Genomic DNA, 13,051 nt, shown 5'->3' with positions numbered 1-13,051 from the left:
CGGTTTTCCTTGAGCAGATTTTCAAATTCGCTCATCCGATTCAACTCCTTGTTTTTGATTTCATGATAACATATCGCGTGCGGCAAGCAGAAAACGAGAGTATAACCGTTACTGGTGATAAGATGGATACAAAAAGGTACGGCAGGAGAGGAGTGTTGCTATGAATTTAGAGAAAACGGCGCTGATCGTCGTTGATTTGCAAAAAGGCGTGGTGGAGAACATCGCCGGGCAACCGTATGACACGGCAACAGTTGTTGAAAACTCGGTAAAATTGGCGCAGGCCTTCCGCGCGAAGAACGGCTTTGTTACGCTCGTCAATGTCGGATTTTTCGATGGAAAAGATGCGTTGAAGCCGGAAACCGATCAGCCGGCACAAGCGACCGAGATGCGGCCGAAGTCGTTCAGCGAGCTCATTCCGGAGCTTGGACCGGAAGAAGGCGATTTGCTCGTGACGAAAAATCAATGGGGTGCTTTTTTCGGAACGAACCTCGATTTGCAGTTGCGGCGTCGCGGTATTGATACGATCGTCATGACCGGCATCGCAACGAATATCGGCGTGGGCACAACGGCGATCGAGGCGTACCAGCGCAATTACAATCAAATTTTCGCCATTGACGCAATGAATGCGATCACGGCCGAAGAACATGAGTACATGGAAAAATACATGTTTCCGAGAATGGGGAAAATCCGCAAGACCGAAGAGATTCTGGCCTTTTTATAGAAAGAAGGGGAGAACCATGTTACGCACGCTCGTCTATTTGGTAGCGGCCGGCGTTGCCGGTTGGGGGTGCGCGTTGTTGCAAGTCCCTGCCGGCTGGCTGATCGGCTCGCTCATTGTTGGGATTTGCTATCGATTAGGGATCGGAAATTTGCGGTTGCCGACGCTCGTCTTTCCGTTTGCCCTCGCTTTGATTGGCGCCAATATCGGCTTGTCGATGAAAATGAGCATGTTTGCGGAAGTGGCCGCTTATTTCTTTCCGCTCATGGTCAGTTTGGTCGCCGTCTTGTTCGCTAGCTGGCTGTTCAGCTTGATTTTGGCGAAGTTTTCCTCACTCGACGGCAAGACCGCGTTGTTTTGCTGCGTTCCGGGAGGAGCGTCCGTCATGCTCGCCTTAAGCGAGGAATACGGCGCCGACCAAAGAATCGTCGCCGCTTTCCAGTCGGCGCGCGTCATCTTGATCGTGCTGGCGATCCCGCTTTTCGCCGGCTTAACTGCACACTTGACGGGAGCGGGCGGCACCGCTCATTCGGTTGCGCATGAAACGGCAAAGGCGGCAGGCGGAGGATCGACGCTTCTGTTGTTTTTAGCGGTCATCGGAGTGATCGTGCTTTCGCTCACGTTGGCGAAATGGATCAAAATTCCGGCGGCCCCTTTTTTATATGCCATGCTGCTTGCATTTCTTATTAATCAGTTTCTTGTCCCTATCGGCGCATTGCCGAACACGATCGTCGGCATTGGCCAAGTGCTGCTCGGAGCCTGCATTGGTTTGCGATTCGATCGGGCGGCGCTAAAGCAATTGAAAAGCATCGGCTGGCTGAGCACGAGCATTTTGTTGTTGTTTCTCGTATTGACGTTTTTCGTGTCGTGCGTGTTTTTCTTGTTGACGCCGCTCGATTTCGTTACGAGTCTGTTGAGCATGGCTCCCGGCGGCGCGCCGCAAATGTCGTCATCGGCTGCGGTATTAAATCTTGACGCGTCGATCGTAGCTGCGATTCAACTCGTACGGCTGCTGATCATATTTTTGCTCATTCCCGCGGTCATTCCATACGTCATGAAAAAATACGGGGCAGCTCAACAGAGCTAGCCCCTTAACAATCTCAATCCGTTCAAGATGACGAGAATTGTGCTTCCTTCGTGGCCGATGACGCCGAGCGGAAGCGAGAGATTTTCGAACAAGTTGGATGTGATCAATAACAAAATGACGGCGACCGCGAAGACAATGTTTTGCTTGATGATGCGATTCATCCGCTTAGACAAACGAATGGAATTCGCGATTTGCAGCAAGTCGTTCTTCACGATCACGACATCCGCCGTTTCCAACGCGGCATCCGTCCCCGCGCCCATCGCAATCCCGATATCGGCGGCCGCGAGTGCCGGCGTATCATTGATTCCGTCTCCGACCATCGCTGCGCGATGGTATTTTTTCGTCAGCCGCTTAATCTCCGCTAATTTTTCATCAGGCAAGCACCCCGCGCGATACTGACGAACCCCGGCTTCCCGCGCGATCTCGCGCGCCGTCTCTTCCTCGTCGCCCGTCAGCATCACTGTCTCGATGCCGGCCTCATTAATCCGCCGAATGGCTTCTTTCACTTCGGTTCTCACCGAATCTTTCAGCGCGAGCATGCCGACGATCCCGTTGCCGGCTTCTTTTACGAAAACGAATGTTTTTCCTGCGCCCTTCACCCCTTGCTCGGACATAAACCGCTTCGCTTTCTCATCATCCACAAAACCGGCTTTTCCAATCGCGTATCGCGTGCCGTCAACGGTCGCTTCAATGCCCCATCCCGGCGTATCTTTGACATCCTCTGCTTTCACGAGCGGCACCTTTTGTTTTTTCGCTTGTGCAGTAATCGCCGCCGCCAGCGGGTGGTTTGCGTAGCTTTCGATCGAAGCCGCGACTTGAAGCAATTGTTCGGCGCTCCAACCGTCGGCCGGTCTCACATCCGTCACTTCCGGTTCGCCTTTCGTCAACGTGCCGGTCTTGTCGAACGCGATGGCGCCGATTTTTCCGAGTCCCTCGAGGTGTACACCGCCTTTGAAGAGCATGCCTTGTCTCGCACCGCAGGAGATCGCCGACAATACTGCCGGCATCGTTGAAGCGACGAGGGCGCAAGGCGAAGCGACAACGAGCAGCACGAGCGCGCGGTAGACCGTTTCATGCCACGACCAGCCAAACGCGAAATGCGGCAACACCATCATGAGCGCGGAAGCGGCGAGCACGGATTTGACGTAAGTACTTTCAAGCTTTTCGATGAACAAATGCGAAGGCGGTTTCTCTGTTTCCGCGTTTTGCACGAGTGTGATGATTTTTTGGAACAACGATTCTTCGCTCGTTTTCGTCACTTTCACTTGAACGGCTCCGTCCAGGTTCATCGTTCCCGCCAGCACTTCGGAGGCTTCTGTTTTTTCTACGGGCATCGATTCCCCTGTAATCGCGGCTTCGTTCACTGAGGTCCTCCCGCGGATGATCACCCCGTCGGCGGGCATTCTTTCGCCTGGTTTGACGAGAATCACGTCGTCGACGGCTAATTGATCAGCCATCACCGTTTCTTCGCGGCCGTTCTCGAGCAGGCGAGCTGTTTCCGGTTTCAACGAAAGCAGCGAAGACAATTCCCGGCGGCTTTTGTTCATTGTGTATGTTTCCAACGCTCCGCTCAACGAAAAGATAAAAATAAGGACGGCACCTTCCAGCCAATAGCCGATGATCGCCGCTCCGATCGCGGCCAAAAACATGAGCAGCTCGACGTTCAAATCCTTTTCTTTGACCGTTTCTTCAATGCCTTCCTTTGCTTTGGCGAAACCGCCGATGACGAAGGCGGCAACGAAAACGGCAATCGCCGCCGTTTGATCATGTACGGAAGTAAGTGCCCATCCGCATAAGATGAGGACGCCGGCCGAGAGGGCGGCGATCATTTCCCCGTGTTTTTGCAAAAAGGCGAGCCATGTATGATTCACACGCAACGGGAAAAGCGGGAGCTGTTCGGATAGTCTCTTTTCTGTGCTGCCCATCGGTACTCACTCCTTGTTTCTAATTGAGAACGAAATTCAACATCAGTGCCCTTAAAAACATCGAAAGCTGCCGCAACGATGCGACAGCAAACAGTTATTTAGAACAGTTATTATTTTTAATTAAATTTAATATACCACATTAGAATGATTTTGAAAAGAAACAAATTCGCGAGAAACGAAAAAAGTGAACAGTCTTAATTTTATGTCAAAAATTCGTTATACTGGAACTATCCCGATCTCGCATGCAGAACAGAAAGGGGCTGGGTATGGTGGAAATTCGAGATTTCATGATTCGCGATGTCGTTACGGTTCGAAAAGAATCAACGATTCGCCATTTGTTGAAAACGCTCGTCTCGAATAAAATTGGCGGCGTGCCCGTTGTTGACGAAGAACAGAAGCTTATCGGCATGGTCAGCGACGGGGATGTGCTGCGCGCATTAACGCCGAGGGAACAAACGATTTTTGATTTTTACACGATCACTTACGTTTTGGAAAAACAAGAACTCGACGACAACTTTCGGTCGACATTGCGTGCTCCGGTCGAAAGAATTATGACGAAACGGAATTTATATTATGTTTATCCGGATGATGAGTTCCGAAAAGTGTTGAAAATATTGGCGCGTCATCGGTTTAAAAAAATTCCGGTGATCAACCGGGCGGAGCGGGTGATCGGCGTAATCAGCCGCGGTGACGTGCTCCGTTATATTTCCACACAATTGTTGGAGGAGGAATGACAACCTCGAACAATGCTTTCCAGCGGTAGAAAAGTCGCTGTACGGCGACTTTTCAGGCTTCCTGGTAAGGAGTTTTTATTTTTTCGCTCCACCCCTCGTCATCGTTCGACAAATATTTCCCGGGAAAAGTTTCCGGTTCACATCCGCTCGCTCGGGCTTTGGGAGGATCAAGAGCAAGCAGCCCTTCCTTATCACCCATCGATTAAGCATGTCGCTTTCAGAGTCGATCTGGAAGGCATGAAACGTGCGAAAGCATGGTTGGATGCAAAACGAATTGACGTCCGTACGGCTTTCGGTTTCACGCCGGAACAGCAACCGCTCGTATTAAACAATACGCCCCAATCCCACGCCGCTCTTTATTTTCAAGATCTTGACGGCAATTCGTTGGAATTCATCACGCCTCTCCGGCTTGATGTGAACGAGCATCATCCGAAAATGACGTTGGATGAATGGTTGGCGATTCATGAGGAGGCATAAATCAAGCATTTGTTTGAGGAAGAATAAACACATAAGGACGTCCGATCCAGCGATTCGGACGTCCTTCTTTTTTATTGTTGATGAAACACAGTACGGTTGCGGCCGGATCGTTTCGCCTCGTACAGGCATTGGTCGGCGCGGCTGAGCAATTCGTCCCACGCAGAGATGTTCGGATCGGCGAAAGCGACGCCGAAACTCATCGTGACGCGGATTTGCAACGCGTTTCCTTCTGTATAAGGCAAGTCTTCGAATTTTTGCCTCAGTTCATGGAGCACGCCGTATACGTAGTGTTCATCGCTGCCTTTAAAGAGGAAAGCGAACTCTTCCCCTCCGTACCGATAAGCCGCGGCATTCTTTCCGTCGATCGTCGCCTGAATCACTTCGGCAATGTACTGCAAAACAAAGTCGCCTGTCCGGTGCCCGTATGTATCATTGATTGATTTAAAATAATCAACGTCGGCCATGACAAGGAAAAAGGGCGTCTTTGAACGGAAATAGGAGGCAGCCGTTTCTTGGAAAACGCGATGATTGTTCAAACCGGTCAGCGAATCCACCGATGCAAGTTTTTCCAGGCGGCGGCTTTGCGCAAGCAACGCGCGTTCCCGCGATACGGTCAATCCTCCCAAAAATCCGATCAATCCTAAATAAACAACATGGAAACTCAACAAGACGAGTTGCGCGGTATCGGAGAACGCCCCGTCGATCGCTGCGATCGCGGAATAGCCGCCAGCCAGCAGAAAACTCGAAACAATGCCGCCGGCAAGCCCCCAATAGACGGTCACGTGCATAATGATCAAAAATGCCGTCGGATAAAACATGCTGCCGATTCCGCCGGTGAGGAAAACGACCGCGAGAAAGGCAATGTAGTCGAACCCGACGCCCCCTTTTGTCGCCCATAAATACAACTTGGAAGTCTGCGGCGCCTTGACGAGCACCACGTGCGAAAACAGCATGTACACAAACGCAAAAGCGGATAAATATACGTAATAGTTCGTCTTGTACTCCATGGTACCGGAAGCATACAAATAAAAGAACAAACCATTGCCCATAAGAAAAAACAGCCATCGCAAAAGGCAAAATACGATTTCCATCGCTTGTCGGGATTGTTTGATTTTATTCATGAACGGCCAGCCTCCGTGTGCACCAGGCATTATCTTTTATTCTTGATGATTTTTCATCGGAAGGCAAGTGATTTCCTGATTTATTTCGACAAAATATGCGTTTTTCTTGAAAATGTTTAAAAGATCTTTCACCGGTCGGGGCCTGCGTTGCATAAGATGTAATGATTAGAGGTGAAAGCGATGATGAAGGATGAGTCTCCCGGTACTTTTCACGAAAACGCCATTGAAGTTGAACGGCGGGCGTTAAAAAAAGAAAAATCGAAAAAGCTTGCCCGACATATGCTGACGATCGCCTCTCCGCTGTTTTTGCTCGCGTTATGGGAAGTGCTCTCGTTGACGGCCGTCATTGATCCGCGCTTGTTTCCGCCGCCGACGGAGATTATCCGGACGTCCATTCAAATGCTTGGCGAAGGAGAGTTGCTGACCGACGTCGGAGTCAGTTTACTTCGTGTGTTCGCGGGTTTTTTGCTCGGTTCCGTCATCGGCATTATCGTTGGCCTATTGATGGGCGTGTATTTGCCGATCCGGTTCTTCGTCTCTCCATTGGTTATGGCTTTGATGCCGATCCCGACGCTTGCACTGCTTCCGATCATCATTTTCATTTTCGGCATCGGCGAATGGGCGAAAATCGTCACGATTGCCGGAAGTGTGTTTTTTCCCGTTGCCATCAATACAATGGCCGGTGTCGTCAACATTGATCCGATTTACGTCGATGTGGCGAAAAACTACGGGGCCCGTTCCAAAGATTTCTTTTTTAAAATTGCTTTGCCGGGTTCACTGCCGGTCATGCTCGAAGGCATTCAGATGGGCCAGGCGATTGCGCTGCTGACGATCGTCGCTGCTGAAATGATGGGGGCGCACTCGGGGATCGGCTACTTGATTTGGACGAAATACAAAGCATTTTTGCTTTCAGAAATGTACGTCGGACTCGTATTGATCTCGTTTTTCGGTTATTTCTTTTCCTTGTTGGTACGGTTGTTGAAGGTGAAGCTGACCCCGTGGAGGTGAAGCCGTGAATGAAAAAATCGTCATGGAACGGTTAACGAAAATCTTTCCGAAAAAAGATGCCAACGTTGCGGCCTTGGAAAATGTATCTTTGACGGTCGGCGACGGCGAGTTTGTTTGTTTGATCGGTCCGAGCGGCTGCGGGAAAACGACGCTGCTTCGCATTTTGGCCGGGCTCGAAAGCGCCAGTTCGGGTCAATTTTATATTCATCGGTCCAGTCCCGACCAACCGCTGCAATCGATGATTTTTCAAGAAAAAGGGGTCATTCCTTGGTTGACGGTAGAACAGAATGTTGCTTTTGGGTTGAAAATGAGAAAACTGCCGAAAGCTGCCGTTCGGACGCAGACGGAATATTATTTGGAAAAAGTCGGGTTAAGGAAATTTGCCCGCTTGTACCCGAAAGAATTATCCGGCGGAATGAAACAACGTGTCAGCATTGCGCGGGCGTTTGCGAACGATCCGGAAGTGTTGCTCATGGACGAACCGTTCGCCGCCCTTGATGAGCAAAACAAGTTCATCTTGCAGGAGGAATTGCTGAACATTTGGCAGGAGACGCGGAAAACGGTGATTTTCATTACGCACAGCATTGACGAGGCGTTGCTGTTGAGTGATCGCATTTTGTTGATGAGCGCACAGCCGGGCACGATTGTTTCGGAAACGAAAGTCGCGCTCGGACGGCCGAGAAGCATTGAACAAGTTCGAGAAAATGCGGATGTAACCCGTCAGTTCGTTGAGATTTGGGATCATTTGCAGAAAGAAGTGCAAGGGTCGCGCAATACGCGTTTCGCGAAAACTTAGGGGGGACAGAATTTGAAAAAGTTAGCGTTGGTATTGCTGTTCGTGATGCCGTTGCTGGTGCTCGCCGGATGCGGCGGTGGGGAGGACAAGGGAACGATGGAGCGTTCGAAAGGTCGCGCGGTGAGCGGCGAGCCGGTAGACGGAACGTTAAAACCATTGAAGGAACAGGCGACGGTGACGATCGCCGAAGACGGTTCCGCCTCTGGAGCCGGGTTTTACATTGCGCAAGAAAAAGGCTATTTCGAGGAATACAACATTCATGTCGAGTTTGCGAAGTTTGCCAACAGCGACGACATGCTGCCTGCTTTAGCGGCGGGGAAAATCGATGTCGCCGGGGGCATTTCGAGCGCTTCTTTTTTCAACTCGATTGCTCGGGGCATCCATGTCAAAATGATCGCCGACAAAGGACATAACATTAAAGGCCAGTCGTATTTTTCGTTCGTGGTCGCCAAAGAATTGAAGGATGAATTCCAGACGTACAAAGATTTCAAAGGCAAACGAATTGCCGTTTCTTCGCGCAACGGGGTCGATGATTATATTTTTCAGCGCATGCTGGACCACGCTGGTTTGACGCGCAACGACGTGAAATTCGTACTCATGCCTGATTTCGGCAACATGCTCGCCTCGCTGAGCAGCGGTGCGATCGATGCCGCCTTGCAAATCGAGCCGCTCATAACGAAAGGCGAAGCGAAGGATATCGCGGTCCGTTTCGGGGACACAACCGATTACGCGCCGAAGGCGCAAATCGCAATGGTGCTCGGTTCACCGCAGTTCGTCAATGAGAACCAAGACGTCGCGCTGCGTTTCATGGTTGCTTACTTGAAGGGAGTTCGCGACTACAACGACGCGTTCTTGAAAGGGGAAGGCACGGATGAGGTAATCGAGATCATGACGAAGCATACGTCGCTCAAGGACCCGGACATTTGGAAGAAGGTAGCCGTCACAGGCTTGAACCCGAACGGGAAAATGTTCGTCGACAACATTAAAGACCAATACGAATTTTATCAAAAACAAGGGGCGTTGAAAGGGGAAATCGATTTCAGCACGGCCGTGAATACGAAGCTTGCGGAAAAAGCGGTCGAGGTGCTCGGAAAATATCCTTACGACAAAGTGATTCAATCCTATGTCAAAGATCAATAAATCGTTGAAGCGGCCTTCGGGTTGGCCCAAGTGTGTGATGACTCCGTGTCTTTGCACACTTTTTTTGATCCTTGTATTTGCAATGGTTCGACTCAGCATGGGGGAGTTCAGACCGGGAGGCGGTCTTTTTTATTTGCGATGGGTTCATGCTAAAATATGGATCAAACGGTTTCGAGAGGCGAAGCTTCCACGAAACGGGATTCTTATAAACTGACAGGGAAAGGGGATCGCGCATGATCCATACGCTGACGGTACGGACGCATTCGCACAGCGAGATTGTCGACATTACTTCGGAATTGCGAAACATCGTCAAGCAATCGCAAGTGAGGGAAGGCGTAATAACGGTAATTTCGATGCATACGACGGCAGGGATTACGGTAAACGAAAACGCCGATCCCGACGTGAAAACGGATTTCTTGCGAAGGTTGGACGAGGTATACCCGTGGGAGCATCCGAAGGATCACCACGGAGAAGGGAATACGGCGGCGCATCTCAAAGCGAGTACCGTCGGCCTGTCGCAAACGCTCCTGATCGAAAAAGGCGATCTCGTGCTTGGAACGTGGCAAGGTGTCTATTTCTGCGAGTTCGACGGACCGCGCACACGCCATTACCGGGTGAAGATCATCGAAGGCTAGGGCGGGTCATTTGCGGGCGACGGCGATGCCGAACGGGTAGCGGATGCCGTCGCGCTGGCGGGGCTCGAACGTGACACCGCGCTGGTAGAAGAAGTCGACGTCGCGAAAGCTGCCGAACAGCGCACGGAACTCGTCCGGCGTCAGCTGATGGACGTGGAACGGTTCGTTCGTCGGCCGGCCGCGTCCGCGGCCGAACGGTGTTGAGAGGACGAGCGTGCCGCCGGGTTCGAGCATTGCGTGGAGATTGCGCAGGAAGCGGCGATCGTCGTGGAGGTGCTCGATCGTTTCGAAGCTCACGATCGTGGTGAACGTGCCGAGCGCCGAGGGCAGCTCGGCATTTTCGGCGTCCGCTTCCGCCCAGCGAATCAAAGGATGATGGTAGCGGCCTTTTGCGTACGTGAGAGCCTTCGCATCTTTATCCGCGCCGACGACAACTTCTGCTTTATTTTTACATAACTTTGCGATCATTTGTGTTCCGTATCCGGTGCCGCAGGCGATGTCGAGCACTTTTCCCTTCACATACGGGGTGGCGAAATAGTAACGTGCCACATGTTCTAACAGCATACCGTTCGTCGGTTTCATCAAGTCGGGGATGATTCGCTCTCCTGAGTTTTCCAGCATGTCGATCACCGCTTTGCGTCGATTTGTCTATCATTATAGCGGATTTTTACCCGCGCGGAAAAACGTATATAATGATAAGCAGGAAAGGAGAGGTACGATGACACGCGTGTTGTTTGTTTGTCTCGGGAACATTTGCCGGTCGCCGATGGCAGAGGTGTTGTTTCAAGAACATGTCAAGAAAGCTGGGTTGGCAAACGATATCGAAACCGATTCAGCAGGTACGGGAGCTTGGCACATCGGAGAACCTCCGCATGTAGGAACCCAAAAGAAATTGGCGGAAAAAGGGCTGAACACCGAAGGAATGCGGGGCCGGAAGCTGACGGAACAAGATTTGAAAGATTTTCAATACGTGATTGCGATGGATGCGGAGAATCTTGGCGAGATTCATCGGATGGCGGGTTACGATTGTGACGCTTACACGGCGAGGCTGCTCGATTTCGTAGAGGAAAGCGAGTTTGCTGACGTCCCCGATCCGTTTTTCACCGGTGATTTCGATACGGTGTACGATTTAGTCAATGAAGGATGCCGAAGATTGCTTGCCTTCATTCGCGAGCGGGAAAATCTATGAAGTCAATTGTTGAAAAGGCGGCAGCCAAAACGGGGGACCTTACGGCCCTCGAAACAGTGAAACCGGTGTACGGCGGTGATATTAACGAGGCTTATTACGTGAAAGCGACGTCCGGAGCGACCTATTTTATAAAATTAAATCCGAAAATGCCGGCTGATTTTTTCCAGCATGAAGCCGAAGGCTTACGGCTGCTTGCTGAAACGGGGACGGCGGCTGTGCCGGAGGTGCTTTTTCACGGAGCGGTCGATGGGACAGCCGTGCTCGTTCTCGAATGGATCGGCGGCGGGAAAACGGCCGAGACCGAGGAACGGCTCGGACGGGAGGTTGCCGAGCTGCATCGCTCATTCGGCGAGGCGTTCGGTTTGGCTTCCGACAATTACATCGGGACGTTCGCACAGCAGAACGGCTGGCACCGCGACTGGATCGTTTTTTATCGAGACTATCGTTTGCTGCCTCAGCTGGAACTTGCTGAACGGAAAGGGCGACTGACTGCCGGCAGACGAAAGCAGCTTGAAACGGTGATGGCGCGGCTGGATCACTGGATTCCGAACGACGTGAAACCTTCGCTGCTGCACGGCGATTTATGGGGCGGGAACTGGATTGTCGGCGAGAACGGACGGCCGTACTTGATTGACCCTGCCGTTTTTTACGGCGACCACGAGCTGGAGCTTGCTTTCACAGAATTGTTCGGCGGTTATTCTCGCAATTTTTACGCGTCTTATCGAGAGACGTTTCCATTGACTGATACATATGAAGACCGGCGAGAGTTGTACCAGCTCTACTATTTGCTCATTCATTTGAACGCGTTCGGGGAATCTTACGGCGGCGCGGTGGACCGCGTGCTTGCGAAATATGCAGGCTAAGGCCGGTTTATTCCGGGGCGCACGGGGAAAAGACTAAGAAGGATTACGAAGGAAGGAGGTTTCGACGATGAAGCGAAACAAAAGTCTGTTTTTGAGAAGCATCGTGCTCGGAGGCTTGGCGGGGGCGGCAGCGTCGCTTTTTCATAAGCCGACGAGGGAAAAGGTAAGCCGGAACGCGAGGGAAGCCGCCGAGGCAACCGGCGATCTGGCGCGCGCGGTGAAGGAGGATCCGGCGGGCATGCGCCGAGAGGTGCAGGCGATGACGGAGAACGTGAAGCGGATTGCGCAAGAGGTGAATGCGGAAACGAAGCAGATCGCGAAGACGATCCGGGAAGTGCGCGAGCAGTCGCGGGAGACGTATCGGTCTGTGAAGGAGACGGGCGGCGAGTTGAAGGAGTTGGGGGAATCGTTGAAGGATTCGGCGGAAGAGATAAAAAGGACGGAGGCCGATTGAGGTGATGGGAGCGTAAGGCGGTCGGTCTCCGCGGCAAGGAAGGATTTTGTATGGGAATTCATCCGATTCCAATCGTGCGACGGTATAGCAAAGTATTGTTTCGACGCTTGATGGAGGACGGGATTTTTGATTTGTCCGCGCAACTCGCTTATTATTTTTTGCTGTCGCTTTTTCCGTTTTTGATTTTTTCACTCGCCTTGCTCGGTTATCTCGGCATCGGCTCGGAAGCGGTTCTAAATCTCGTCCAACAATATGCACCAGAACATGCTTTCGATATCAAAGGGACGATCAAGGCGATATTGGACGAACAAAGGAGCGGATTGCTGTCGTTCGGTCTTTTGTTCACGATTTGGACGGCGTCCAATGCGATCAACGCTTTAATTCGTGTATTGAACAAAGCCTATAACGTTGAGGAGAGCCGGCACTTTGTCGTGGCGCGTGGTTTGGCGGTTTTGTTGACGCTTGCCATCGTCGGGCTCATCATGGTTGCGCTTGCGCTGCCCGTGTTCGGAAAAGTGCTCGGTGATTTTATCTTCAATCATCTCGGGCTCGGTTACGAGTGGACGGCCGTTTGGGACGTGCTCCGCTGGCTGGTCAGTTTTTTCCTATCGGTCATCGTCCTTTCTTGTTTGTATTTTTTCGCGCCGAACAAACGGATTCGTTTCGAAGATGTCATCGTCGGAGCCGTCATTGCCGCAGCCGGCTGGCAGGCAGCCTCTCTCGGGTTTTCGTACTACGTCGGCAACTTCGGTCATTATGAAGCGACCTACGGCAGTCTTGGCGGCTTTATTGTCCTGATGATCTGGTTTTATTTAACCGGATTCATCATCATATTGGGCGGCGAAATTAACGCGGTCAATTGGTATTTTGAAAACCGACGGCGTCGATGAAATCGATCACACGA

The 13,051-nt window shown here is 51.6% G+C and carries 15 protein-coding genes; 12 read left to right on the top strand and 3 right to left on the bottom strand.

Annotated features, from left to right (window positions below):
- The first annotated feature begins 160 nt into the window (after positions 1 to 160).
- Together VFK44_03720 and VFK44_03715 are read left to right on the top strand one after the other, a co-directional pair.
- Complete coding sequence (locus VFK44_03720) at positions 161 to 721, top strand: isochorismatase family protein (GenBank protein ID HET7627478.1); 561 nt, start codon at positions 161 to 163, stop codon at positions 719 to 721.
- A 16-nt stretch (positions 722 to 737) separates the two neighbouring features.
- Positions 738 to 1,805: an AbrB family transcriptional regulator gene (locus tag VFK44_03715; protein HET7627477.1), complete on the top strand. Its 1,068-nt coding sequence runs from the start codon at positions 738 to 740 to the stop codon at positions 1,803 to 1,805.
- Here VFK44_03715 and VFK44_03710 read toward each other — a convergent pair.
- Positions 1,802 to 3,730, bottom strand: coding sequence for a heavy metal translocating P-type ATPase (locus VFK44_03710; GenBank protein ID HET7627476.1), 1,929 nt, complete (start codon positions 3,728 to 3,730; stop codon positions 1,802 to 1,804). The genes VFK44_03715 and VFK44_03710 overlap by 4 nt on opposite strands.
- Before the next feature lie 266 nt (positions 3,731 to 3,996).
- On the opposite strand from VFK44_03710, the gene VFK44_03705 reads away from it, so the two are divergent.
- Both VFK44_03705 and VFK44_03700 read left to right on the top strand, forming a co-directional pair.
- Entirely contained in the window at positions 3,997 to 4,464 is a 468-nt protein-coding gene (locus tag VFK44_03705) for a CBS domain-containing protein (GenBank protein ID HET7627475.1), read from the top strand.
- A gap of 237 nt (positions 4,465 to 4,701) precedes the next feature.
- A complete protein-coding gene (locus VFK44_03700; protein ID HET7627474.1) occupies positions 4,702 to 4,941 on the top strand; it encodes a hypothetical protein in 240 nt (79 codons plus the stop codon).
- Between the two features lie 71 nt (positions 4,942 to 5,012).
- Here VFK44_03700 and VFK44_03695 read toward each other — a convergent pair whose 3' ends face one another.
- Entirely contained in the window at positions 5,013 to 6,062 is a 1,050-nt protein-coding gene (locus VFK44_03695) for a GGDEF domain-containing protein (protein HET7627473.1), read from the bottom strand.
- A 183-nt stretch (positions 6,063 to 6,245) separates the two neighbouring features.
- Between VFK44_03695 and VFK44_03690 the strand changes: the two genes are divergently transcribed.
- The 4 genes from VFK44_03690 to VFK44_03675 all read left to right on the top strand — a co-directional run bounded on the left by VFK44_03690 (position 6,246) and on the right by VFK44_03675 (position 9,641).
- Positions 6,246 to 7,070 carry an ABC transporter permease gene (locus VFK44_03690; protein HET7627472.1) on the top strand — a complete coding sequence of 275 codons (825 nt, stop codon included), beginning with the start codon at positions 6,246 to 6,248 and terminating at the stop codon, positions 7,068 to 7,070.
- Positions 7,071 to 7,092: 22 nt separating this feature from the next.
- Positions 7,093 to 7,866 carry an ABC transporter ATP-binding protein gene (locus VFK44_03685; GenBank protein ID HET7627471.1) on the top strand — a complete coding sequence of 258 codons (774 nt, stop codon included), beginning with the start codon at positions 7,093 to 7,095 and terminating at the stop codon, positions 7,864 to 7,866.
- Positions 7,867 to 7,878: 12 nt separating this feature from the next.
- Positions 7,879 to 9,006 (top strand): ABC transporter substrate-binding protein, encoded by a 1,128-nt coding sequence (locus VFK44_03680; protein ID HET7627470.1) that lies wholly within the window; start codon positions 7,879 to 7,881, stop codon positions 9,004 to 9,006.
- A gap of 233 nt (positions 9,007 to 9,239) precedes the next feature.
- Positions 9,240 to 9,641, top strand: a complete 402-nt coding sequence (locus tag VFK44_03675; protein HET7627469.1) for a secondary thiamine-phosphate synthase enzyme YjbQ — start codon at positions 9,240 to 9,242, stop codon at positions 9,639 to 9,641.
- 6 nt (positions 9,642 to 9,647) lie between these two features.
- Here the strand turns inward: VFK44_03675 and VFK44_03670 are convergent, their stop codons facing one another.
- Positions 9,648 to 10,262 (bottom strand): class I SAM-dependent methyltransferase, encoded by a 615-nt coding sequence (locus tag VFK44_03670; GenBank protein HET7627468.1) that lies wholly within the window; start codon positions 10,260 to 10,262, stop codon positions 9,648 to 9,650.
- 97 nt (positions 10,263 to 10,359) lie between these two features.
- Between VFK44_03670 and VFK44_03665 the strand changes: the two genes are divergently transcribed.
- The 4 genes from VFK44_03665 (at position 10,360) to VFK44_03650 (ending at position 13,037) form a co-directional block, all read left to right on the top strand.
- Positions 10,360 to 10,830 carry a low molecular weight protein-tyrosine-phosphatase gene (locus tag VFK44_03665; GenBank protein HET7627467.1) on the top strand — a complete coding sequence of 157 codons (471 nt, stop codon included), beginning with the start codon at positions 10,360 to 10,362 and terminating at the stop codon, positions 10,828 to 10,830.
- A complete protein-coding gene (locus VFK44_03660) occupies positions 10,827 to 11,693 on the top strand; it encodes a fructosamine kinase family protein (GenBank protein ID HET7627466.1) in 867 nt (288 codons plus the stop codon). The genes VFK44_03665 and VFK44_03660 overlap by 4 nt, the downstream gene beginning before the upstream one ends.
- 67 nt (positions 11,694 to 11,760) lie before the next feature.
- Positions 11,761 to 12,147 (top strand): YtxH domain-containing protein, encoded by a 387-nt coding sequence (locus VFK44_03655; GenBank protein HET7627465.1) that lies wholly within the window; start codon positions 11,761 to 11,763, stop codon positions 12,145 to 12,147.
- 50 nt (positions 12,148 to 12,197) lie between these two features.
- Complete coding sequence (locus VFK44_03650; GenBank protein ID HET7627464.1) at positions 12,198 to 13,037, top strand: YihY/virulence factor BrkB family protein; 840 nt, start codon at positions 12,198 to 12,200, stop codon at positions 13,035 to 13,037.
- The last annotated feature ends 14 nt before the right edge of the window (positions 13,038 to 13,051 follow it).

The sequence above is a fragment of the Bacillales bacterium genome (genome assembly GCA_035700025.1).
Taxonomy (GTDB): domain Bacteria; phylum Bacillota; class Bacilli; order Bacillales; family DASSOY01; genus DASSOY01.
This window is presented reverse-complemented; position numbering and strand designations above follow the sequence as displayed.